Genomic DNA, 22,887 nt, shown 5'->3' with positions numbered 1-22,887 from the left:
AAAGCTCACCTAAAACATAAATAAAAAATAAGCCGATGAATAATGACAAGAAAATCAGAGTAAACAGTATCACAGCAACAAATATATCCTGAAAAAGGGCAATAAATTGCACTGCCAACTTTGCGACGCGGGCTGCATTTTAAGGTATTTCCTGGTACTTGCCCAGCCCGGCTGGCGTGGGCGGAGCCTGTTTTACGTGCTGACAAAACTCGCTATTAATAAATGATGATGGAATAGAAAACGTTAGCGAAGGATTTAACTCACCATTTTTATTTGGTAGTAAAAATGCATCTTAAGAAAACAACTAACACTCTTTTTTAGAGTGGTTATTTTCAACGCAAAAATATTTAAAGATGTAAAAAAGGCGGCTGACGCCGCCGGTGGTTAGCCTTGATTGCGGCTTAATTTGCCGCGACGATACAAATTACGACGAATACGAGTTAAACCCGGTTTAGGTTTACGCGGTTCATCCAGGCTGGCCAGCACTAATTCCAACACGCGTTCAGCCACATCGCGGTGACGCTGTGCGACCGCCAGTACCGGGCACTCCAGAAAATCGAGTAACTCATGGTCGCCGAAGGTGGCAATTGACAACGACGACGGCAACCGACCTTCGCGCCGCAATGTCACATCCATCACGCCCTGCAACAGCCCAAACGAGGTGGTAAACAAGGCCTCTGGCATGGGATGTTCTTCCAGATACGTTTCGAATAAGGCGGCAGCGGCGGAACGTTCAAAGCTATTGGCGTAAATAAAATCTATTGGGCGTTCATCACCTTTCCAGGCTTCACGAAACCCCATCTCACGCAGAAAGCTCACCGATAACTCCGGTAACGCACCGAGATAGAGCACATTTTTTATCGATTGTTGACGCAGTTCAGCAGCCAGCATTTGCGCATCATCCTGGTCTGCGCCCACCACGCTGGTAAAATGCTCGCGATCCAGCGCCCGGTCGAGCGCGATAATCGGCAACGGGTCATTAATCCAACGCTGATAAAACGGATGCTCCGGCGGCAGCGAGGTGGAGACAATAATCGCATCCACTTGGCGCTGTAGAAGATGTTCAATACAACGCATCTCGTTGTCCGGCTGATCCTCTGAGCAGGCGATCAAGAGTTGATAACCGCGTTGCCGCGCCTGGCGTTCGAGATAGTTTGCGATGCGCGTATAACTGGTGTTTTCCAGGTCGGGAATCACCAGACCAATAGAGCGCGTACGTCCGGCCCGAAGCCCCGCCGCCACCGCATTGGGATGGTAATTATGTTCACGTACCACGGACATAACCTTCTCAACCGTTTTGTCGCTGACACGATACTGCTTAGCTTTGCCGTTAATTACATAGCTGGCAGTAGTACGCGACACGCCGGCAAGACGCGCAATTTCATCCAGTTTCACAATAACCCCACACTTCTGAGACTACCTGCACAATAAATAGCCGCATGGTAGTCATGGATAAGACATTTGTTACATCTAACAGCAGAAAAGCGCGGCGGGCAACCGCTTTTACGCCGCCTCGCTTTCGGGCCGACAAAAGTAAAAAACCCGGCGGAACGCCGGGTTTTTTACTTACGCAGGAAGACGTTACCGTTATTACCGCATGATACGCTCGCCGCGCGACACCCCGACAATACCGGAACGCGCCACTTCAACAATTTCAGCGACCTCGCGCACGGTGTTCAAAAACGCGTCCAGTTTATCGCTGGTTCCCGCAAGCTGAACCGTGTACAGGGTCGGCGTCACATCGACGATCTGCCCGCGAAAAATTTCCGCGCTACGCTTCACCTCTTCCCGGCCATAGCCGCTGGCTTGCACTTTCACCAGCATAATTTCACGCTCAACGTGCGAGTCCTGCCCCAGTTCGCTCACGCGTAACACATCCACCAACTTATGCAGTTGCTTTTCAATCTGCTCCAACACTTTCTCATCACCGACGGTTTGAATCGTCATACGCGATAGCGTCGGATCATCGGTTGGCGCGACGGTTAAGCTTTCGATGTTATAGCCGCGCTGTGAGAACAAACCAACCACACGGGACAATGCGCCGGATTCGTTTTCCAGCAAGACCGATAAAATACGACGCATAATTATGTCCTCTCCGTTTTGCTTAACCACATATCATCCATACCGCCGCCACGGATCTGCATCGGATAAACGTGCTCCGTTCCATCCACCGTTACGTCGACAAATACCAGGCGCTCTTTGCCCAACTCTTCCAGCGCGAGAGTTAACTTGTCTTCCAGCTCTTCCGGATGGTTAATCGCGATACCCACATGGCCATAAGCTTCTGCCAGCCGAACAAAATCGGGCAGTGATTCCATGTAGGACTGCGAATGACGGCCGGAATAGATCATATCCTGCCACTGCTTCACCATGCCCAGGTAACGGTTATTCAGGTTGAGCACTAACACCGGTAAGCCGTATTGCAACGCGGTAGACAACTCTTGAATATTCATTTGAATACTGCCATCGCCGGTCACGCACACCACGGTTTCCTGCGGCAGCGCCAGCTTAACGCCCAGCGCGGCAGGCAGGCCAAAGCCCATGGTGCCGAGACCGCCGGAGTTAATCCAACGACGCGGTTTATCAAATGAATAGTAGAGCGCGGCAAACATTTGATGCTGCCCAACGTCAGACGCCACATACGCCTCGCCTTTGGTTAAGCGCCAAATCGTTTCTACCACCGCTTGCGGTTTAATTTTCGCGCTGCTGCGATCGAACTCCAGGCATTTACGCGCGCGCCAGCCATCAATGCGCTGCCACCAGTCGCGTAAGCCATCAAAGTCTTGCTTGGTTTCGCCCTCACCCAACAGTTCCAGCATTTGCTGCAATACGTGCTTCGCATCGCCGACGATCGGCACATCTGCCGCCACTGTTTTCGAAATAGAGGTCGGATCAATATCAATATGCAGCACGGTGGCATTCGGACAATATTTCGCCAAATTGTTGGTAGTGCGATCGTCAAAACGAACCCCAACGGCGAAAATCACATCGGAATTATGCATCGCCATATTGGCTTCATAGGTGCCATGCATACCCAACATGCCAACACACTGGCGGTGGGTGCCTGGGAAGGCGCCCAATCCCATCAATGAGGTTGTCACCGGCACATTCAGCTTCTCGGCCAGTTGCTTTAACTCATCGTGGCATTCGGCGTTAATCACCCCGCCACCGGCATAAATAATCGGTTTTTCCGCCGCCAGCAGTGTCTGCAACGCACGCTTAATCTGCCCCTTATGGCCCTGGGTGGTTGGATTATAAGAACGCATACTGACCGATTCCGGCCAACTGTACGGTAGCTTGTTGGCCGGGTTAAGAATATCTTTCGGTAAATCAATAACGACCGGGCCAGGACGCCCGGTAGACGCGAGCCAGAACGCCTTTTTAATCGTCGCCGGAATATCTTCTGTCTGTTTAACCAGGAAGCTGTGTTTTACCACCGGGCGGGAGATCCCCACCATGTCACACTCCTGGAAAGCATCGTAGCCAATCAGCGATGAAGCGACTTGCCCGGAGAGTACCACCATCGGAATGGAGTCCATATAGGCAGTGGCAATGCCGGTAATGGCATTGGTCGCGCCCGGCCCTGAGGTGACCAGTACCACACCGGTTTCGCCGGTAGCGCGCGCATAGCCGTCAGCCATATGCACCGCGCCCTGTTCATGGCGCACTAGCACATGGTCAATACCGCCTACCGTTTGTAGTGCGTCGTAAATATCCAGTACCGCTCCGCCCGGATAACCAAATACATGTTTAACACCTTGATCGATCAACGATCGGACGAGCATCTCGGCTCCTGACAACATCTCCATTTTTGCCTCCAGGCTTGCTGTTCTGTTCCGATGACGGGTCAGCGGCGCGACGCCTGGCACAGGATCGTCATACCGCTGCGGCAACCGCTCGGACGCTCACTTTCGTGTTTTATGCTCGGGTTAGGGAAATAACTTCCGCGCCCAGGTACAGGGTCGTAAAGCCCTTAGTGATTTTTTTCATAGGATTTGATGGATTACCATAACCGCAGAAAAGTTGGCAGGCAAACCGCAAAAATTTATCGGAGCGCGCCATGCTTAATGAAAGCGTCTAAAAGAATCGGCGCTGAAAGCGTAAATACACTAAAACGGTAGCTAAACGACAGCGATTTATTCTACGCCTTCAAATAATAATGGTGTGATATGAGCGTTAATTTATTTTTTCATCCCTGTAACAAAAGACCAGCATTTCAAACCTTCGGTATTTTTCAGGCATATATTCTGCCCATTATTACTTAGCTGGCGTAAGCCTCTGCAGGCTTACCCAGCGCCCTTATCCTCGTGGCGCCGCGTGGGGTTGACATCCCTTATCGAATCAAGTACCAATAATAGCCACACAAGAATTTATCGGAGTTTGATTCAATGATTCGTTCTAACCGCCTACTAGGTCTACTACTAAACGCATCCTGTTTGCGCGGTAGACGTGTGGGCGGAATCAATCACTGATTCGAGCTTGCAAATCTTAAAAACCCGCGCCAATGCGCGGGTTTTTTTATGCTCGTTGCACGGCGAAATGAAATTAGCGTACAGCCAAAAACCGGAAGGAAGAATACGATGAGCCAACAAGTCATTATTTTCGATACCACTCTGCGCGACGGTGAACAGGCCCTGCAGGCCAGCCTGAGTGTTAAAGAAAAACTGCAAATCGCCCTGGCGCTGGAGCGCATGGGGATTGACGTGATGGAAGTCGGTTTCCCTGTCTCCTCGCCTGGCGATTTCGAATCCGTTCAAACCATTGCCCGCACCATTAAAAACAGCCGGGTCTGCGGCCTGGCGCGTTGCGTGGAAAAAGATATCGACGCCGCGTATGAAGCGCTGCGCGTTGCTGATGCTTATCGTATCCATACCTTCCTGGCAACGTCGCCGATGCATATCGCCACCAAACTGCGTAGCACTCTGCCTGAAGTTATTGACCGCGCAGTACGCATGGTCAAACGCGCACGCAACTATACCGATGATGTCGAGTTTTCTTGTGAAGATGGCGGTCGTACGCCAATCGACGATCTGTGTCGTGTGGTGGAAGCCGCAATTAATGCTGGCGCGACCACCATCAATATCCCTGATACCGTCGGTTATACCCTGCCCCACGAATACAGCAATATTATCTCCAGCCTGATTGACCGTGTTCCGAATATCGATAAAGCGATTTTGTCTGTGCATACCCACGATGATTTGGGTATGGCGGTCGGCAATGCTGTTGCGGCAGTGCAGGCTGGCGCGCGTCAGGTTGAAGGAACCTTGAACGGTTTGGGCGAGCGTGCCGGTAACTGTGCGCTGGAAGAAGTGATTATGGCGATTAAAACCCGCAGCCAAATGATGAATGTACACACCAACACTCATCATCAGGAAATTTATCGCACCAGCCAAATCGTAAGTCAGATCTGCAATATGCCGATCCCGGCCAACAAAGCGGTGGTCGGTTCTAATGCCTTCGCGCACTCATCGGGTATCCATCAGGATGGCGTGCTGAAAAATCGTGAAAACTACGAAATCATGACGCCGGAATCCATCGGTCTGAACCAGGTACAGTTGAACCTGACCTCGCGCTCTGGCCGGGCTGCGGTAAAACACCGTATGGAAGAGATGGGTTATAAAGAGAGTGATTACAGTATGGATGCGCTGTATGACGCCTTCCTGAAACTGGCGGATAAAAAAGGCCAGGTTTTTGATTATGATCTGGAAGCGCTGGCGTTTATTAATAAACAGAATGAAGAGCCAGAACACTTCCAGTTAAAAGACTTTAACGTGCAGTCCGGTTCTACCATTACGGCGACCGCCTCAGTCAATCTGGGCTGCGGCGAAACCATTAAGTCTGAGGCAGCAACCGGTAACGGTCCGGTGGATGCGGTTTATCAAGCCATCAACCGTATTACTGATTTTGATATTGAGCTGGTGAAATACCAATTAACCGCTAAAGGTCATGGTAAAGATGCGCTGGGCCAGGTAGACATTGTGGTGAATTACAATAATCGTAAATTCCACGGCGTCGGATTAGCCACTGACATCGTCGAATCCTCGGCGAAAGCCATGATCAACGCCTTGAATAACATCTGGCGCGCGAAGCAGGTTGAGCAAGAATTACAACGTAAATCGATGAGCAAAGAGCAAAAGGAAACGGTGTGAACATGTCGAAAACTTATCATATCGCCGTCTTACCGGGTGACGGTATCGGGCCGGAAGTAATGGCGCAGGCAATAAAAGTATTGGATGCCATTCGTAACCGTTTCGGTATGCGTATCACTACCAGCGAATATGATGTTGGCGGTATCGCGATTGACCGCCACGGCCAGCCGCTGCCACCTGCTACCGTGGCGGGCTGCGAGCAGGCGGATGCTATTCTGTTCGGTTCAGTCGGCGGTCCGAAATGGGAGCATTTGCCGCCCGCCGAACAACCGGAACGCGGCGCACTGTTGCCGTTGCGTAAACATTTTAAATTATTCAGTAATCTGCGCCCGGCCAGCCTGTATAAAGGCCTGGAAGCATTCTGTCCGTTACGTCGCGACATCGCCGACCAGGGTTTCGATATTCTGTGCGTGCGCGAACTGACCGGCGGCATCTATTTCGGTCAGCCGAAAGGGCGTGAAGGTAGCGGTATGCACGAACGCGCTTTCGATACCGAGGTGTATCATCGTTTTGAGATCGAGCGCATTGCGCGCATCGCCTTTGAATCGGCGCGTAAACGCCGTAATAAAGTGACCTCAATCGATAAAGCCAATGTGCTGCAAACCTCAGTGATGTGGCGCGAGATTGTGAACCAAGTGGCAAAAGATTATCCGGATGTACAGTTAAATCATATGTATATCGATAACGCCACTATGCAGTTGATTAAAGAGCCGTCGCAGTTTGACGTGCTGCTGTGCTCCAATCTGTTCGGCGATATTCTCTCCGATGAGTGCGCAATGATCACCGGCTCCATGGGGATGCTGCCCTCCGCCAGCCTGAATGAACAAAGCTTCGGCCTGTACGAACCGGCGGGCGGCTCTGCGCCGGATATTGCCGGGAAAAACATCGCCAACCCGGTTGCGCAAATTCTGTCGTTGTCTCTGCTGCTGCGTTACAGCCTTGATGCTGACGAAGCGGCAAATGCGATTGAGCAAGCGATTAACCGCGCGCTGGAGGAAGGCTATCGCACCAGTGATTTGGCCGGTGACGGTCAGGCCGTTAGCACCGATGAAATGGGCTCGATCATCGCCCGCTTTATCTCCGGAGAAAAATAAAAATGAGCAAAACTTTATACCAGAAGTTATTTGATGCACATGTCGTCCACCAAGCGCCGAACGAAACGCCACTGCTGTATATCGACCGTCATCTGGTGCATGAAGTCACCTCGCCGCAAGCGTTTGATGGCCTGCGCGCACACGGTCGTCCGGTGCGTCAGCCAGCGAAAACGTTCGCCACTATGGATCACAACGTTTCCACGCAGACCAAAGACATCAATGCATCGGGCGAAATGGCGCGGATCCAGATGCAAGAGCTGATCAAAAACTGTGCTGAGTTTGGCGTGCAGTTATATGACCTGAACCACCCGTTTCAGGGGATCGTCCACGTTATTGGTCCTGAGCAAGGCATGACGTTGCCCGGTATGACCATCGTTTGCGGTGATTCTCATACCGCGACGCACGGCGCATTTGGCGCGCTGGCGTTTGGTATTGGTACCTCAGAAGTGGAACATGTGCTGGCAACGCAAACCCTGAAACAGGGCCGTGCCAAGACCATGAAAATTGAAGTGGTCGGCAAAGCGGCGCCAGGCATCACCGCGAAAGATATTGTGTTGGCGGTCATCGGTAAGACGGGCAGCGCGGGCGGTACCGGGCATGTCGTGGAGTTCTGCGGCCCGGCAATCGAAGCGCTGAGCATGGAAGGCCGTATGACGCTGTGTAATATGGCGATTGAGATGGGCGCTAAAGCGGGTCTGGTTGCGCCGGACGACACCACGTTCGCCTATCTGAAAGGGCGTCAGTTCGCGCCAAAAGACCAAAACTGGGAGAGCGCAGTCGCGTACTGGCGTACCCTGAAATCCGATGCTGATGCGACGTTTGATAAAGTCGTCACCTTGGATGCGGCAGAGATTGCGCCACAAGTAACCTGGGGAACTAACCCCGGTCAGGTGATTGCGGTGAACCAAAACATTCCTAACCCAGCTTCGTTCAGCGATCCGGTGGAACGCGCATCGGCGGAGAAAGCGCTGGCGTATATGAACTTGCAGCCAGGCATTAAGCTGACCGATGTCAGTATTGATAAAGTCTTTATCGGTTCTTGCACCAACTCGCGCATTGAAGATTTACGCGCCGCGGCAGAAATCGCCAAAGGGCGTAAAGTCGCGCCAGGCGTGGTAGCGATGGTGGTGCCGGGCTCTGGTCCGGTTAAAGCCCAGGCGGAAGCCGAAGGTTTAGATAAAATCTTTATTGAAGCCGGTTTTGAGTGGCGCTTACCGGGTTGCTCAATGTGTCTGGCAATGAACAATGACCGTCTGAATCCCGGCGAGCGTTGCGCTTCCACCAGCAACCGTAATTTTGAAGGGCGTCAGGGCCGTGGCGGCCGCACGCATTTGGTTAGCCCGGCAATGGCGGCAGCGGCGGCGGTTACCGGCCGTTTCGCTGACATTCGCGAACTGAATTAAGGAACTCCATCATGGCGAATAAATTTACTCAACATACCGGCATTGTTGCGCCGCTGGATGCGGCGAATGTCGATACCGATGCGATTATCCCGAAACAGTTTTTGCAGAAAGTCACGCGTACCGGTTTCGGTCAACATCTGTTTAATGACTGGCGTTTTCTTGACGATGCGGGTCAACAACCCAATCCGGATTTCGTGCTGAATAAGCCGGTATTTAAAGGCGCCAGCATTTTACTGGCGCGTGAAAACTTTGGCTGTGGCTCATCACGCGAACATGCGCCTTGGGCGCTGACCGATTTCGGTTTTCACGTCGTCATTGCGCCAAGCTTTGCGGATATCTTTTACGGTAATTCATTCAATAACCAGTTGTTGCCGGTGCGGTTGAGTGAAGAGGAAGTGGACGAGATGTTCCGCCTGGTGCAGGCCCAGCCGGGAGTCACCTTTACCGTTGATTTAGAAACCCAGACGGTAATAGCCGGTGATAAGACTTATACGTTCGAAATCGACAGCTTCCGTCGTCATTGCATGCTTAACGGTTTAGACAGTATTGGTTTGACCCTACAGCATGATGCGGCAATTGCCAGCTACGAGCAGAATCAACCGGCGTTTTTACAGTAACCCGCCGCAAGGGCGTGCCGCGTCAGGAACGCGTCACGCTCTCGCTACACATCTCGCACCCGCGCGGTTAAGCCCAACGAAACCACCGCCATCAATAACGCCAACCAGTACACCGAATAGTGACCAAAGGTTTCGACCAAAGTGCCTTGTAATACCCCGGCAAGAATCACGCCGGTTGAAATACTGTTGCTAAACAGCGTCGTCGCCGCGCCGGGCCGTCCGGGCATTAAATCCTGAAACCACAACATGCCAAGCCCTGCCACAATGCCAATAAAAATCGCATTAAAAACTTGCAGCAACATTAATGCATTACGTTGTTGAAACAGCACTAAACCAAGATAAAACAGCACGCCAGCCCCCACGGCGAACAGCATCATTCGCCGCTTGCCAAAGCGTTTAACGTAGTAACCCGCCAACAGCATCGCCGGCACTTCCAGCCCCGCCGCCGTCCCCATTAATAATCCCGCCAGTTTATCCGGTAGCCCCAGCGTACTGCTAATGTATAGCGGCATATCAATGATATACATGGTATTACAGGTCCACATCAGCATCGAAGCGAGGAACAGCATACGTACATCGGCGTCCTTCCATAGGCGGGTATGGGTCAGCAACACCTCCGGCGACAGTTCGTGACGCGCCACCGACGGTAGCGCAAGCCACACCAGCACCAGACAGAGCGCAAACAGCGCGGCGGCCACCATAAACATAACCGCAAAACCGTAATTTAATGCCAGCATAAACGCCAGCGGCGGCCCAATAACCCACGCCAACGAAAGCTGCGCGCGCATAATAGAGCTGAACATCACCACTTCACGCGCCGAATTATCGGCATACTCGCGCGCCAGCGCGAACAGTTGCGGCATTGCGACATTCGCCAATGAAGAGAGCAGCACCCCGAGCGTAATCAACGTCAGATAGTGGCGGTTAAACGCAAACAAAAATGCGTTCGCCAACGCCATTAGACAACAGAACAAAATCAACATACGCCGATCGCCGTGCGTATCAGACCGTTTCGCTAGCAGCAAACTGACCACAATCCCTGCTACCGCGTTCACGGTATAAAACAGGCCGACCTGGAACGGACGCACCGCCACGTCTCGCGTAAGAAATAGGCTCAATGTCGGAGCCTGTAGCGCGCCAGCCACGCCAACCATAAAGGAGATCGCCATAAAAGCGACATACACCGGATTCAGGCGGCGACCACGCGTTAACAGCAACTTCATAGGGATTCCTTCGTGGGAAAAGCGAAAACTAAGGCACTTTAGGAACAGAGAAGAAAACATACCAACAAGAAAAAAGCCAGCAAACATGCTGTTCGCTGGCTGGTGTAATTGCACCATACTCAGAAGAAATGTCAGAGCGCCATCACGTTATCCGCCATGCTTCAAGTTGCAGGCGCGTTAGCGTCGTTCGCTCACCCGAACCACTTACCGCAGTAAGCTCATCGGGATTCACTCTCTTGCTACCTTCCTGCAATTCGAATTATTTAGGATATAAATAATGATGCCTCCCGCTCTTTCATCTGCGGTTATTATCACCATAATAAGGGGTAGGAAAAACTGATGCCTTTTACAGCGGAGTTCCCCTTTTATGTCCTCACCCCGTTTACAGCAACAATTCATCCGCCTATGGCAAAGCTGTAGCGGGCAATCGCAGGAAACCACGCTCAGTGAATTAGCGTTGCAGCTAAACTGCTCTCGTCGCCATATGCGCAACCTGCTCAATGCGATGCAAGAGCAGGGCTGGCTGGAGTGGCAAGCAGAGGCCGGGCGTGGCAGACGTTCCCGGCTCCGCTTTCTTTATACTGGCCTGGCGCTGCAACAGCAGCGGGCGGAAGACCTACTGGAACAGGATCGTATCGATCAACTGGTACAGTTAGTTGGCGATAAAAACCGCGTTCGCCAGATGATCGCTTCCCATCTGGGCCGTAGCTTTCGCCAGGGGAAACATATATTGCGCGTGCTGTATTACCGCCCACTGCTGAATCTCCTGCCCGGCTCTCCCCTGCGCCGTTCCGAAACCCATCTCGCCCGCCAAATCTTTAGCGGTTTGACACGCATAAATGAGGAAAATGGGGAACTGGAACCGGATATTGCGCATCACTGGCAATCACTCTCGCCGCTTCACTGGCGCTTTTTTTTACGTCCGGCAATTCATTTTCATCACGGGCGTGAGCTGGATATGGCGGATGTTGTGGCATCACTACAACGGCTTACCGTGCAACCGTTATTTAACCATCTGATCGAGATCACCTCCTCTACGCCATGGACGCTGGATATTCATCTCAACCAGCCCGACAACTGGCTTCCCTGGCTACTGGGCAGCACCAGCGCCATGATTTTACCCAAAGAGTGGCCCTCGTTACCGGATTTCGCCCGCCAACCGGTCGGTACCGGCCCTTACGCAATCGCCCGTAATCAACAATCGCAACTTAAAATTCAGGCATTCGATGATTACTTTGGCTATCGCGCTCTGATCGATGAAGTGGCGATTTGGGTTCTGCCGGAGATCAGCGATGAGTTGGTGTACTCCGGGGTAAAATTACAGGGAAACAATCAAGATGAAAAAGCGGAAGAGAGCCGTTTGGAAGAGGGTTGCTACTTTCTCTTATTCGACCAACGGTCGCCGCAAGGACGCAGTGAGCAGGTGCGTCGCTGGCTCGGGAGTATTTTTACCCCGATTGCGCTGCTAAATAATGCCAACCCTGGCTATCAACGTTACTGGTTCCCGGCCTATGGCCTCTTGCCGCGCTGGCACCATCGTCGTGATATGACGCCGGCAACCAAAACGGAAGGGTTAGAAACCCTGACGCTGACCTGGTATAGCGACCATATTGAACATCAGGAAATCGCTAACGCGCTTGCGCCCGTACTGGCGGCGCACGGCGTCAGGCTGGTGACGCAACAGGTAGATTATGAAAGCTGGTATCGCGGCGAGGCACAAAGCGATATTTGGCTTGGCAGCGCCAACTTCACCCTGCCGGTCGATTTTTCTCTCTTCGCCTTGCTGTATGAGATCCCGCTGGTTCATCACTGTATTGATATTGACTGGGAACATGACGCGCAGCGCTGGCGTCAACAAACGCTCTCGCTGGCCGACTGGAGTAAGCAATTGGTGGATGGCTATCATCTGCATCCGCTCTTCCACCATTGGCTACTACTACAAGGGCAACGCAGTATGCGCGGTGTTCGAATGAACACACTCGGTTGGTTTGATTTTAAATCCGCCTGGTTTGCGCCGCCGGAGTCATGAGGCTTTCGTTAGCCGAATGAAGCCACTAGAATACACCTTTCTCCTCAAGGAGCGCGACGTGTTAAACAAGATCCTGCCCGCTTTGTTGCTGCTATCCGCCCCGGTATTAGCCGCAAAACCCACGCTTACCGTTTACACTTATGACTCTTTTTCCGCTGACTGGGGCCCCGGCCCGGCGGTCAAAAAAGCCTTTGAGGCCAACTGTGGCTGTACCGTGAAATTTGTCGCGCTGGAGGATGGCGTTTCGCTCCTCAACCGCCTACGGATGGAAGGCAAACACAGTAAAGCCGACGTGGTACTCGGGCTTGATAACAACCTGATACAGGCCGCCGAAAAAACCGGATTGTTTACGCAAAGCGGCGTAGACACGGCGAGCGTAAACCTGCCGGGCGGCTGGAAAAATGACACCTTCGTGCCCTATGACTACGGTTGGTTCGCTTTTGTTTATGACAAAACCAAGCTGAAAAATCCGCCCAAGAGCCTGAAAGAGTTGGTCGACAGCCCACAGAAATGGAAAGTCATTTACGAGGATCCCCGCACCAGTACGCCAGGCCTGGGTTTATTGTTGTGGATGAAAAAGGTCTATGGTGACCAGGCGCCCGCCGCCTGGCAAAAGCTGGCAGAGAAAACCGTCACCGTCACCAAAGGCTGGAGCGAAGCCTATGGCTTGTTCTTGAAAGGTGAAGGCGATTTAGTCCTGAGCTATACCACCTCGCCCGCCTATCATCTGATTGAAGAGAAAAACGCTCACTATGCCGCGGCGGATTTTGCCGAGGGACATTACCTTCAAGTCGAAGTCGCCGCCCGGCTAGCAAGTAGTAAGCAACCTGAACTGGCGCAGCGCTTTATGAAATTTATCATCAGCCAGCCATTTCAGCAGACCATCCCTACCGGCAACTGGATGTACCCGGTGACGAAAATAACCTTACCGCCGGGTTTTGACACCCTTACCCGCCCACACACCACGCTGCAATTTAGCCCACAACAAGTGGCCGATAAACGCACGCAATGGATTGGCGAATGGCAACGCGCCGTCAGCCAGTAAGTATCGGCTGGCTGATACCCGGCCTAACGGCGACCCTTTTGTTAGTCGCCGTCGCGGTTCTAACCTTTAGCGCCTTGTGGCTTAACGCGCCTGCCAGCGATTGGCAGGCACTGTTGCAGGATGGCTATTTACGGCATGTGGTGGCGTTTTCATTCTGGCAGGCCGCGCTCTCAGCGCTGCTTTCCGTGTTACCCGCCATCCCACTGGCGCGGGCGCTGTATCGGCGGCGATTCCCCGGCCGACAAATTTTGCTGCGGTTGTGCGCAATGACACTGGTGTTACCGGTCCTGGTCGCCGTGTTTGGCATTCTCAGCGTCTATGGGCGCGAAGGCTGGCTGGCGCAGCTATGTCTATGGCTGGGGCTGAATTATCGCTTTTCGCCGTACGGCATCGCCGGTATTTTACTGGCGCACGTCTTTTTCAATCTGCCACTGGCTACCCGGCTGCTGTTGCAGACGCTGGAAAGCCTCCCCGGTGAACAACGCCAGCTTGCCGCTCAGCTTGGCTTACGCGGCGCTAACTTTTTCCGTCTGGTTGAGTGGCCGTGGCTGCGGCGCCAGTTACTGCCCGCCGCCGCATTGATCTTTATGCTCTGTTTTGCCAGCTTCGCCACCGTGTTAGCGTTAGGCGGCGGCCCAAAAGCGACCACCGTAGAGTTGGCAATTTTCCAGGCGTTAAGTTACGACTACGATCCGGGCCGCGCAGCGTTATTGGCGCTGTTGCAAATGGCCTGCTGTTTAGGTTTAGTCATGCTGGGCCAGCGGTTTAGTAAGGCCATTCCCGCCGGGAGCGCCAGCATTAAAGGGTGGCGTAACCCGGAAGACGGGTGGTTTTCGCGCCTGATGGATACGCTACTGATCCTGCTGGCATTGCTGTTACTGCTGCCGCCGTTAATCGCGGTCATTACCGAAGGGCTGAATCGCAGCACGCTGACGGTGCTACAGCAGCCCGCGTTGTGGCAAGCGGCCTGGACCTCGCTACGTATTGCGGCTGGCGCTGGCGTCGTCTGTGTGATCCTCACCCTGATGTTGTTATGGAGCAGCCGCGAATTACGTTTGCGTCAACGCCCATTTGCCGGGCAGGCCATGGAATTAAGCGGCATGCTTATTTTAGCCATGCCCGGCATTGTACTGGCTAGCGGCTGCTTTCTGTTACTGAACAACACGATCGGATTGCCTGACTCGGCGGATGGCATCGTGATTTTTACCAATGCCTTAATGGCAATCCCTTATGCGATGAAAGTGCTGGAAAACCCGATGTGCGACATCGCGGAACGCTATAACCGGTTGTGCCTGTCGCTGGATATTCATGGCTGGAACCGCCTGAAACTGATTGAGTTCGGCGCCTTAAAACGCCCGATCTCACAAGCGCTGGCTTTTGCCTGCGTGCTCTCAATTGGTGACTTTGGCGTGGTGGCGCTGTTCGGCAATGACGATTTTCGCACGCTACCCTTTTGGCTCTATCAGCAAATCGGCGCCTACCGTAGCCAGGATGGCGCGGTTACCGCACTGCTGTTACTGCTACTCTGTTTTATGCTGTTTACCTTGATCGAAAAACTCCCGGGGCGCCATGCTAACTCTGAGTAATTTAACCTGGATCTACCATCATTTACCGATGCGCTTTTCGCTAGAGATGCAGATGGGCGAACGGTTAGCGATCCTCGGCCCAAGCGGCGCGGGAAAAAGTACCTTGCTGAATTTGATTGCCGGTTTTCTTCCGGCGCACGGCGGGCAGCTTTGGCTGGATGGCGCTGACCATACCCACAGCGTACCGGCACAACGACCGGTATCAATGCTGTTTCAGGAAAACAATCTGTTCCCGCACCTGACGGTGGCGCAGAATATCGGATTGGGTCTCCATCCCGGTTTGCGGTTAAACGCGGCGCAGCAGCAGAAAGTGCAAGAGATTGCGCGCCGCGTCGGGCTTGATACTTATCTGGAACGATTACCTGCCGAGCTTTCGGGCGGTCAGCGGCAGCGTGTGGCACTGGCCCGTTGTTTGATTCGTCAACGTCCCATTCTCCTGCTCGATGAGCCTTTTTCCGCACTCGATCCGGCGCTCCGTACGGAGATGCTGGCGTTGGTTGATGAGGTATGCCGCGAACATAACATTACGCTTTTAATGGTGTCGCACAGTATTGAAGATGCGCAGCGTATTGCCACACGCAGCGTATTGATTGTGGATGGGCGAGTATATTGGCAGGGCGACACCGCGTTACTTCTGAGCGGCAGCGCCCGTGAGGCGGAGGTATTAGGCCTTGCCGTGCGCTGACGACAAGGCAGAGCATTAACCGATAAACACCCGCCATAACAGGTGGCGGAACAGTGGCATCATCGGATGAAACTGAATGGCAATGAAACTGCCAAGCCCCACAACCAACCCGACTGGCGCCACCCAACGTAAACGGGCCGGCGTCAGTAACGGCGTCGCCCAGTCGTCTTGCTTACCGGAACGGATCCAGCGCCAGCATAACCAGACGCCAAGCCACGCCAATAACGCCACCAATAGCAGCAGCCAGGTAAAATGGTTGCTACTTTCCCCTTTCGGCACATCAATCGCCACGCCGGCTAAAATACCGGGCAAAAAGTAGAGCGGCGGCCACAGCAGGCAACCAATCAGGTTAGGAGGAATAAATTTACTGACCGGCAACTCCAGCATCCCGGCTACCATCGGCACCAGCGGACGCGTCGGCCCAATAAAGCGACCAATTAAGATGGTGAACATGCTGTGCTGATATAGTGCGTGTTCCGTTTTATCCAACATCGCTTGGTATTTTTTCAGGAAGCGCCAACGATGCAGCGGCCCTTTAAATTTCCAACCGATGTAATAAGAGACCCAATCCCCCAGCAGGCAGCCAATAATCCCGACGCCCCAGGCAGGGTAAAGGCTCATTTTTCCGCTACCAATCAATGCGCCCAGCGTCGCCATCAATACCGTTCCCGGCAATAAAAGACCTACCAACGCCAGCGACTCAAAAAAAGCCACCAGCATCACCGCCACCAGCGACCACGCCAGCGACTGCGTAATTAAATGTTCCAGCCAGGCTTCCATAACGTTCCTTACTCTTCAGGATGATGGATTGTCCTGACCTCTTGCAACAGCGTCAAGGCCTGTTTTGTATGGGAAGATTGACGTTGCGGGCCTCACTCAGCTCAGGGCGCTAACATCAGCACCTTAAACTGGCTCGGCACAATGCGCATTCCCACCGTGTTGGTAGAGTTTTGCAAGCTCATACTGGTCAAACGCGTGGCTGGCGTCCCTTTTAACAGCACGGTAAACGCGCCGGTCAAATGGCGTGAGGGACCCATCACCGTTCCCGATGCGACGCCGGTTGCGACGCCAGGATTATCGCCATTGGTTAACGGCGTAACGGTCGCCATATTGTGTGCAGGCATACCCATAAACAAGATATTTAACGCGTTAGGGATCGCGGTAGGGCCAAGGGCGATATCCGGATACGGAATCGGCGTTGGCGCAGGCATCGGCGTCAGGCAGACATCCGGAAACGCTAAATCCACGCCCATTAACTGACAGTTGGCAAACATGTTGTCTCCTTAGCCCATATGGATCTGTTCTGAATCGACTTTGGTGATGGCTTCTGAGGTAATCAGCGTATTTTGCGCATGCAGGCGCGCATAGTCTTCGGCTTTCATATCGAGTTGCCCGGCGCGCACCTGCTCGGTTTGCGTGGTTTTACGCAGTAAATGTTGGCTGATCTGCGTTACGGTGTGCCACACCGACTCGGCACGTTTACCGACAATGCGTGTCAGGCTCACCCACGCGGACAGCGACTCGCCGCTGTATTTCATTTCACCTACGTGGCAATCGCCCTGTTCGGCGGTGACACGTAGCGTGTGACCGCTCAGGCTCAGTTCGCCAGCGCTTTGAATACGCAAATCGCCATCCACGCTTAATTCCGCCGCGCTGTGTGCCGCTGCACGCTCCAGCACTGCCAGCAGCCACAGCCGATCGCCGCTGTTAGCAATCAGTACGTTATCGCCCACTTCCGGCGCAATCAGGCAACTGGCCGCCCGGCGGCAGTGCCAGCCGCGCCCTTCGCACTCTACGGTTAAGCTCCCATCGGGGAACAGATGGGTCACCAGCCCGGCGGATTGCAGCGGGAACGTACCGGGTAAGGCTTGAATATTGTCGGGTTTCATCATGTTGGTCGTCTCAATTAACTGCGGCTTTGTCGTTGCACGCTCCAGGCTTCGGCGGTCAGCAACTCCTCATCGTATTCAAGGATCCCTTTACGATCGGAAAAGTTCGCGTTGTCCTGGCGGGCACGGTGAAAGCGGGTACGGGAAAATGTGGCGCTACGAAACTCTGCCTCGCTCAAATCGGCATAGGTGAGATCGGCATACGTCAGGTCACACAGGGCAAACTGCGCGCCGCGCGCATTAACCTGCGATAAAATACTCTGGAAAAAACGGCTATGGCTAAAATCCGCCTGTAGCAAGGTAGCACCGGCAAAAATAGCCTGGTCGAACAGGCTCCCCTGGCACTGTGCCTGACTCAAATCAGCCTGCATAAATAGCGCCTGGCTGGCATTAACCTGGCGCAGTTGCGCGCCTTTCAGCGAAGCGCCCTTAAAGTTGCATTGCGTTAGCTGCGCGCCGGTAAAATCGGCGCCATCTAGCTGATTATCGGTAAACTGACAGCCGGTAAACTTTTGCTGTGCATAAGACTTACCGCGACCGTCGCAGGCAAAGAACACCACGCGCTCAAACGTCGTGGCACGGAAATCCGTGGTACGCAGGTCGATACCGAAAAAGGTTGTCAGCAAGCAATGCTGGTTATCGAAGCGCGCATTATCCAGCGGTGATTCAAAAAAAGTCGCCTTATCGAGGCGGGCGGCGCTGAAGTGGCTACCCTGTAGCGGGCATTTCATCAGTTGGGTTTTATCCAGCACGCTGCGCGTAAAGCGTGCGTTGGTCAGGGAACAGGTATTAAATATCGACTCCGTCAAGGTGGTATCAATAATCGAAATATTGACCATTTCGCACTGATTAAACACCGTTTGCGTAAGCTGCGCGCCATCTAACCGGACATCGGTCAGCAGGCATTCCGTAAACACCGTTTCATGAAGCCTGGCGCCGCGCAGATCGGCGCCGGTAAAATCCACCTCTTGCAAGATCCCGCCGGAAAGATCCAACCCGCGCAAATCGCAACCACGCAGCACGCCGCCGTCGATCAACTCACCTTGTTTGACCTTCTGCTGTAACGTCTCGGCATTAAGCGTATTCATACTAAATCTCCATCACGCTTCGGTAGCGTTTTAGTACGCTTCGTGTAAGCCTCGCTAAGCTGTGTTCCTTCATCAATAACCGATTGTGAAAGGTCGGTACGGAACAGGTTTGCTCCGCTTAAATCGGCCCCCGCCAGCAGGCTCTTTTGCATCAACGCCCCCATGAGATTGCTATTGGTCAGCAACGCATGACGAAAATCGGTCCGTACACACAAACTGCCCATCAGATTCGCCTGGCTAAAATCGGCCTGGCGGCAATCCGCTTCACTAAGGTCACTATTTTCCAGCTTCGCCAGCCTGAAGTTCGCTCCTTTTAAGGGCAACTGCCGTAAATTACTTTGTACCAACGTCGCGCCTGAGAAAGCGGCGCCGTTCAGTTCGCTGTCGGCGACCAGGGCACAAGTAATCAGCGTCGCGTCGGTAAAATCAGCCCCTGTGGCACGGGTTTCCACCAGTGAACAGTTCTCCAGCCGCGCCCGGCGGAAAACCGCCTGTTCGAGGGTGGATTTCAGAAAGCTGACTTTATTCAGCGCGGCACCAGTGAAATCCAGCCCTGGCAGCGTCAACTCCATAAATACGCAGCCATCCAGCGTGGCCTGATGAAAGCGCGATTCGCTGATAAACACCTTATAAAACAGCAGTTGGTTTAGCACTGCGCCATCAAAACGGCAGTGCTCAATAAAGGCATCCTGAAGCTGGGTATTATCAAAATGCGTGCGGGAAAAATCGCTGTGGCGGCACTGCGCCAGCGCCAGCGTCGCTTCGCTAAAATCCGCGCCGGTTAGCGAACTATGATGCAGCTCGGCACGCGCCAGCATCGCTTCACGAAAACAGGCACCGTCCAGTTGGCTGTGACTGAAATCGGCGCACTCCAGTAGCGCGCGCGAAAAGTTGGCGCCGCGTAGATCGAGCCCGGAGAGATCCGCGCCAGTCAGATCCATACCGCGAAAATCACCGCCAAGCTGCTGTGTTTTCATCACCCGGTTACGAATGATCTGCGCCAGGTCGCCGGTTAGACGCACCGCCGGCGGCTGAGTTTGCACCGACATCCGATACATTTGGTGCAGCGCATCGACGCTTTGCGCCCGCTTTTTCTCACTCATCCCGATAGCGTTTTGATGCAGCATCTCCTGCATCCGGTGCAGGGTTTCTGGCCCGCGCGGCTTGTTGGCGTCATCCTCATCCGTTTGCTGCGCTTTTAACTCTGCCATCCGCGCCTCGGCATCGGCGCGCATTTGCTCAGCCTGTTGCTCCAGCTTTTCAATAAACTCAGGCAGCTCATCAAGCTTCGGCATTTCCGGTTCTTCGAAGGGCGCAATCGTGTTGCTAATATCCTCGCCCTGTTCCGCTAACCGTAAGCGGTGCTGCTCACGCAACTGGCGTTCCCGCGTGCGCAGATTATCGCGCATTGGGCTTTCCATCTCCGGCAGGTTGGTATCCAGCCAGGGGCCGATCGCTTCCTCTGGTATCAGATCTTTTTCGCGGAAAGCGAACAACGCGCCCTTCTCTTTATCCATCCGCTGCTGCATCACCTTGCGGTAGTGATTCACCGACCGGCTACCGCCGCTTTTTTCCAGCGCCGGGATCAGTTGCAACACATCAGCGGCGTCATCTTCATTAATGCGCGCATTGCCCTGCCAGATAAGCAGCATTTGTTCCAGATGTGGGAAGAACCACACGGTGGTTGCTCGCAGCGGGACCTCCTCAAATAAGGTTTCCTCGCCGCGCAGGCGGTTAATAAAGCAGCGTGCCTGCCACGGCGGAAGCTTGCCCTGCTGCAACGGTTTTTCCGCATGCATATTCCAGATGCGCCATTCGGCTTCTGGCGGCAAAGTATCACGCTGTTCCCACCATTGATCGCGGCTGGCGGCGTTGAATAACCGCCAGTCAATATCGCGGGCAAAGCCGGGAAATTCATTTTGCAGCCACTGCGCATCGTATTTTTTGCCTACCCGGCTAAAGCGGCGCGGCCACATTAAATCCAGCGGCCCAAAGCTGGCAGGCTCCGGTTTTTGCCGTGCCGAGGTCATACGATTATTCAGCGGTTCAATGTTTGGTAAACGGGTATATTTGTGCCCGTCGATTTCATCATGATTAAACCCGATGCCATGCGGATTATCCTCATAGCCTACCCCGCCATAAGCGCGGCTCCAATCCAGCCGCATTTGTTCAAACGGCTGCGGCGCGGAGGGTTTACCATTCATCCAGTACCGATCGCCGAACGCGACCAGCGTTTTACTCAGTTGTTCAATTTCGATACGCGCCGCGCAGGCGGTTTTATCCTGCTGGTGATGGGTATAGACGTTGCCGGTGGCGAGGAACTCCGCGCGGGCTTTAGGAATGGCTAAATCAATGACGCCGCCGCTAGTTTGCAGCTCGTTCGCCGCTAACTGCCATAACTCCGCTTCCGGACGTAGCTGCGGTTGTGGCCCCATATCGGCCAATGCCAGTACCGAGACGCCAAGATGATTTTTGCCCTGCCAGCGAAAGGGACGATTTAATACGCTAAGCCGTAGCGGTTTTATTATTTTCATTCTTTGAATCCCTGAACGAAGTCTTGCCGGGTAGGTTTAGTTACTGCGTTTAATTGTGATTTATTAAGCAAGGTCATTGCAATCGATTTATGCTGAAAAGCGTGTATTTGTAACACGTCTCGCTAATTTAAAGCGCCATCACCTCTTTCTTACGAGTAGTAGGTTTATTATTCTTTAGTCACGCAAAAAAACCAGGCTAATGATAATTAATTGCAATTTGATCTTTTTCTTTAGGATTGTATTTTATTGGCACTGTATTTCCCGGTTGAAAATGGGAAATATCAATGGGATTAATTGCATTAACTGCATCTGCAATAACCGTTTCACCTTCAACCGTTTCATAGCTTATCTGAACTCGATAAACCAGATTATTAGCATCCTTCTCTCCGGTTTGAGAAATAAAAATGATCCTTCCGCTCGCAGAAATGCCATGCTTGAGGGTTGAAAAATTTCTGTTGATAGTTCTTATATATCCTAAAAAGTCGACAAAGAAAAACCTGAGTAGCCCAAAAATGCCTAACAATGGCAGCAAAGGAATAATGAGTATAAACTGAACAAATCTCTTCATGGTTGTATATCTCCCTCCGACCACAAAGCTTAACCCATTACCGATATTTTATTAGCATCAACTATAGACTTCACTCTTCTGTGGTTGAGTCAATTAAAACTTTATCAGGTCTATTTGGCAAATAATAAATATACGTTTTTTTTACCCTCTCCATCTGCATTAGCGGCAAGAGAGATACCGTTTGCTTAACGGTTGTATTAATTTTTTCGTGAGAGGTGGTGCTAAAAGAGAGCGTAAAAATACAGACGGGAGAACCACTCCCCGAACTGGCAACCTGCTGAATATTTATTATCTCTGCTTTAGTACGCACACCTTCCTGCTTAAATTTATCGTAGTAGCTACCGCGTAAAAATATAAACAAAATAAGAAAGACCATCGCCATAGCACTGGCACCCAAAAAACATAATATCACACTGAGCATAGTAAATTCCCTAAGCGGTTAGCAGCTATCAGATAAATTTCATCACATACATGTACTATTAGCGACTGGATTGCTTTTCTTCATTACCGGTTATGATCCAAATTTTTTTAAAGTTATTAGGTTTATAATAGATTTCGACCTGCTTATCTCTATCAATACGCGCTAAAACTAACATGCTCACGTATTTTGTTTTCTTTATTCTTTTAATTTCACCTGATACTGTTTGAAACTCGAGTAAAAATTCGCACTTAATACTTCCTGACGTAGATAGCTCTCGAATATCGATGACCTTTGCTAACGTTTTTATACCATTCTTTTTAAATTCATCATAAACATTCCCGGTCCAAAAACAAAGTGCAATAGCAATACCTGCTGCGACAACACTAACCCCGAGGAACCCAATAATAATAGTAATCATAAAAACCACTTACAAAAAATAGTCCAGACCAACCTACGCATATCGTTGTTCATCATTCAGCACTCTGAGATAACGGCGTTTTTTCTTTATCGACAACGTAGACTTAGGTTATTAAATCGCCATTGGAACGGCGTTTTT

General features: G+C 52.4%; 21 protein-coding genes. 9 read left to right on the top strand and 12 right to left on the bottom strand.

The genetic code is table 11. The features are described 5' to 3' along the window. Positions 1 to 384: 384 nt before the first annotated feature. The 3 genes from cra to ilvI form a co-directional block, all read right to left on the bottom strand. Positions 385 to 1,395, bottom strand: coding sequence for a catabolite repressor/activator (gene cra / locus PMPD1_RS04355; RefSeq protein WP_173632889.1), 1,011 nt, complete (start codon positions 1,393 to 1,395; stop codon positions 385 to 387). A gap of 195 nt (positions 1,396 to 1,590) precedes the next feature. Further along, positions 1,591 to 2,082 (bottom strand): acetolactate synthase small subunit, encoded by a 492-nt coding sequence (ilvN, locus tag PMPD1_RS04350; RefSeq protein ID WP_173632888.1) that lies wholly within the window; start codon positions 2,080 to 2,082, stop codon positions 1,591 to 1,593. 2 nt (positions 2,083 to 2,084) lie between these two features. Further along, entirely contained in the window at positions 2,085 to 3,809 is a 1,725-nt protein-coding gene (gene ilvI / locus PMPD1_RS04345; RefSeq protein WP_173632887.1) for an acetolactate synthase 3 large subunit, read from the bottom strand. Between the two features lie 579 nt (positions 3,810 to 4,388). On the opposite strand from ilvI, the gene leuL reads away from it, so the two are divergent. From leuL to leuD, 5 genes are all read left to right on the top strand, one after another. Then, positions 4,389 to 4,472: a leu operon leader peptide gene (gene leuL / locus PMPD1_RS04340; protein WP_173636111.1), complete on the top strand. Its 84-nt coding sequence runs from the start codon at positions 4,389 to 4,391 to the stop codon at positions 4,470 to 4,472. A gap of 108 nt (positions 4,473 to 4,580) precedes the next feature. Further along, positions 4,581 to 6,149, top strand: a complete 1,569-nt coding sequence (gene leuA / locus PMPD1_RS04335) for a 2-isopropylmalate synthase (RefSeq protein ID WP_173632886.1) — start codon at positions 4,581 to 4,583, stop codon at positions 6,147 to 6,149. A 2-nt stretch (positions 6,150 to 6,151) separates the two neighbouring features. Beyond that, positions 6,152 to 7,243, top strand: coding sequence for a 3-isopropylmalate dehydrogenase (gene leuB / locus PMPD1_RS04330; RefSeq protein WP_173632885.1), 1,092 nt, complete (start codon positions 6,152 to 6,154; stop codon positions 7,241 to 7,243). 2 nt (positions 7,244 to 7,245) lie between these two features. Then, positions 7,246 to 8,646, top strand: coding sequence for a 3-isopropylmalate dehydratase large subunit (gene leuC / locus PMPD1_RS04325; protein WP_173632884.1), 1,401 nt, complete (start codon positions 7,246 to 7,248; stop codon positions 8,644 to 8,646). 11 nt (positions 8,647 to 8,657) lie between these two features. Then, complete coding sequence (leuD, locus tag PMPD1_RS04320) at positions 8,658 to 9,263, top strand: 3-isopropylmalate dehydratase small subunit (RefSeq protein WP_173632883.1); 606 nt, start codon at positions 8,658 to 8,660, stop codon at positions 9,261 to 9,263. A 44-nt stretch (positions 9,264 to 9,307) separates the two neighbouring features. Here the strand turns inward: leuD and PMPD1_RS04315 are convergent, their stop codons facing one another. Beyond that, on the bottom strand, positions 9,308 to 10,486 hold the full coding sequence (locus PMPD1_RS04315; RefSeq protein ID WP_173632882.1) for a sugar efflux transporter: 1,179 nt from the start codon (positions 10,484 to 10,486) through the stop codon (positions 9,308 to 9,310). Positions 10,487 to 10,853: 367 nt separating this feature from the next. Between PMPD1_RS04315 and sgrR the strand changes: the two genes are divergently transcribed. Genes sgrR through thiQ form a run of 4 tightly spaced genes read left to right on the top strand, consistent with a single transcriptional unit; the run spans position 10,854 to position 15,831 of the window. Continuing rightward, positions 10,854 to 12,515, top strand: coding sequence for an HTH-type transcriptional regulator SgrR (sgrR, locus tag PMPD1_RS04310; RefSeq protein ID WP_173632881.1), 1,662 nt, complete (start codon positions 10,854 to 10,856; stop codon positions 12,513 to 12,515). Positions 12,516 to 12,573: 58 nt separating this feature from the next. Beyond that, entirely contained in the window at positions 12,574 to 13,560 is a 987-nt protein-coding gene (gene thiB, locus PMPD1_RS04305; RefSeq protein ID WP_173632880.1) for a thiamine ABC transporter substrate binding subunit, read from the top strand. Further along, complete coding sequence (gene thiP, locus PMPD1_RS04300; RefSeq protein WP_173632879.1) at positions 13,536 to 15,146, top strand: thiamine/thiamine pyrophosphate ABC transporter permease ThiP; 1,611 nt, start codon at positions 13,536 to 13,538, stop codon at positions 15,144 to 15,146. The genes thiB and thiP overlap by 25 nt, the downstream gene beginning before the upstream one ends. After that, on the top strand, positions 15,130 to 15,831 hold the full coding sequence (gene thiQ / locus PMPD1_RS04295) for a thiamine ABC transporter ATP-binding protein ThiQ (protein WP_173632878.1): 702 nt from the start codon (positions 15,130 to 15,132) through the stop codon (positions 15,829 to 15,831). Before thiP ends, thiQ begins: the two co-directional genes overlap by 17 nt. Positions 15,832 to 15,846: 15 nt before the next feature. Here thiQ and PMPD1_RS04290 read toward each other — a convergent pair whose 3' ends face one another. The 8 genes from PMPD1_RS04290 to PMPD1_RS04255 form a co-directional block, all read right to left on the bottom strand. After that, positions 15,847 to 16,611, bottom strand: a complete 765-nt coding sequence (locus tag PMPD1_RS04290) for a DedA family protein (protein WP_173632877.1) — start codon at positions 16,609 to 16,611, stop codon at positions 15,847 to 15,849. 101 nt (positions 16,612 to 16,712) lie between these two features. Next, positions 16,713 to 17,105, bottom strand: coding sequence for a DUF4150 domain-containing protein (locus tag PMPD1_RS04285; protein WP_173632876.1), 393 nt, complete (start codon positions 17,103 to 17,105; stop codon positions 16,713 to 16,715). Between the two features lie 9 nt (positions 17,106 to 17,114). After that, on the bottom strand, positions 17,115 to 17,723 hold the full coding sequence (locus PMPD1_RS04280) for a DUF3540 domain-containing protein (RefSeq protein ID WP_173632875.1): 609 nt from the start codon (positions 17,721 to 17,723) through the stop codon (positions 17,115 to 17,117). A 14-nt stretch (positions 17,724 to 17,737) separates the two neighbouring features. Continuing rightward, complete coding sequence (locus tag PMPD1_RS04275) at positions 17,738 to 18,808, bottom strand: pentapeptide repeat-containing protein (RefSeq protein WP_173632874.1); 1,071 nt, start codon at positions 18,806 to 18,808, stop codon at positions 17,738 to 17,740. Further along, positions 18,805 to 21,342, bottom strand: coding sequence for a DUF2169 family type VI secretion system accessory protein (locus PMPD1_RS04270; RefSeq protein ID WP_173632873.1), 2,538 nt, complete (start codon positions 21,340 to 21,342; stop codon positions 18,805 to 18,807). The genes PMPD1_RS04275 and PMPD1_RS04270 overlap by 4 nt, the downstream gene beginning before the upstream one ends. Positions 21,343 to 21,538: 196 nt before the next feature. Next, on the bottom strand, positions 21,539 to 21,910 hold the full coding sequence (locus tag PMPD1_RS04265; protein ID WP_173632872.1) for a DUF3592 domain-containing protein: 372 nt from the start codon (positions 21,908 to 21,910) through the stop codon (positions 21,539 to 21,541). Between the two features lie 70 nt (positions 21,911 to 21,980). Next, on the bottom strand, positions 21,981 to 22,331 hold the full coding sequence (locus tag PMPD1_RS04260; RefSeq protein WP_173632871.1) for a DUF3592 domain-containing protein: 351 nt from the start codon (positions 22,329 to 22,331) through the stop codon (positions 21,981 to 21,983). Between the two features lie 58 nt (positions 22,332 to 22,389). Then, positions 22,390 to 22,749: a hypothetical protein gene (locus PMPD1_RS04255; protein WP_173632870.1), complete on the bottom strand. Its 360-nt coding sequence runs from the start codon at positions 22,747 to 22,749 to the stop codon at positions 22,390 to 22,392. Positions 22,750 to 22,887: the final 138 nt, after the last annotated feature.

This window comes from Paramixta manurensis, assembly GCF_013285385.1.
In the GTDB taxonomy this organism is placed as follows: domain Bacteria; phylum Pseudomonadota; class Gammaproteobacteria; order Enterobacterales; family Enterobacteriaceae; genus Paramixta; species Paramixta manurensis.
Note: the sequence above shows the minus strand (reverse complement) of the source record. Positions and strands in the feature narration are given on the sequence as shown.

Bases quoted from the DNA above. Each gene is read 5' to 3' on its own strand.
- PMPD1_RS04270 (WP_173632873.1), bottom strand. From the start codon at position 21,342: ATGAAAATAATAAAACCGCTACGGCTTAGCGTATTAAATCGTCCCTTT.
- sgrR (WP_173632881.1), top strand. From the start codon at position 10,854: ATGTCCTCACCCCGTTTACAGCAACAATTCATCCGCCTATGGCAAAGC.
- PMPD1_RS04275 (WP_173632874.1), bottom strand. From the start codon at position 18,808: ATGAATACGCTTAATGCCGAGACGTTACAGCAGAAGGTCAAACAAGGT.
- ilvN (WP_173632888.1), bottom strand. From the start codon at position 2,082: ATGCGTCGTATTTTATCGGTCTTGCTGGAAAACGAATCCGGCGCATTG.
- thiQ (WP_173632878.1), top strand. From the start codon at position 15,130: ATGCTAACTCTGAGTAATTTAACCTGGATCTACCATCATTTACCGATG.
- PMPD1_RS04285 (WP_173632876.1), bottom strand. From the start codon at position 17,105: ATGTTTGCCAACTGTCAGTTAATGGGCGTGGATTTAGCGTTTCCGGAT.
- leuL (WP_173636111.1), top strand. From the start codon at position 4,389: ATGATTCGTTCTAACCGCCTACTAGGTCTACTACTAAACGCATCCTGT.
- PMPD1_RS04260 (WP_173632871.1), bottom strand. From the start codon at position 22,331: ATGCTCAGTGTGATATTATGTTTTTTGGGTGCCAGTGCTATGGCGATG.
- leuB (WP_173632885.1), top strand. From the start codon at position 6,152: ATGTCGAAAACTTATCATATCGCCGTCTTACCGGGTGACGGTATCGGG.
- leuC (WP_173632884.1), top strand. From the start codon at position 7,246: ATGAGCAAAACTTTATACCAGAAGTTATTTGATGCACATGTCGTCCAC.
- ilvI (WP_173632887.1), bottom strand. From the start codon at position 3,809: ATGGAGATGTTGTCAGGAGCCGAGATGCTCGTCCGATCGTTGATCGAT.
- leuD (WP_173632883.1), top strand. From the start codon at position 8,658: ATGGCGAATAAATTTACTCAACATACCGGCATTGTTGCGCCGCTGGAT.
- PMPD1_RS04265 (WP_173632872.1), bottom strand. From the start codon at position 21,910: ATGAAGAGATTTGTTCAGTTTATACTCATTATTCCTTTGCTGCCATTG.
- leuA (WP_173632886.1), top strand. From the start codon at position 4,581: ATGAGCCAACAAGTCATTATTTTCGATACCACTCTGCGCGACGGTGAA.
- thiP (WP_173632879.1), top strand. From the start codon at position 13,536: ATGGCAACGCGCCGTCAGCCAGTAAGTATCGGCTGGCTGATACCCGGC.
- PMPD1_RS04290 (WP_173632877.1), bottom strand. From the start codon at position 16,611: ATGGAAGCCTGGCTGGAACATTTAATTACGCAGTCGCTGGCGTGGTCG.
- PMPD1_RS04280 (WP_173632875.1), bottom strand. From the start codon at position 17,723: ATGATGAAACCCGACAATATTCAAGCCTTACCCGGTACGTTCCCGCTG.
- PMPD1_RS04255 (WP_173632870.1), bottom strand. From the start codon at position 22,749: ATGATTACTATTATTATTGGGTTCCTCGGGGTTAGTGTTGTCGCAGCA.
- PMPD1_RS04315 (WP_173632882.1), bottom strand. From the start codon at position 10,486: ATGAAGTTGCTGTTAACGCGTGGTCGCCGCCTGAATCCGGTGTATGTC.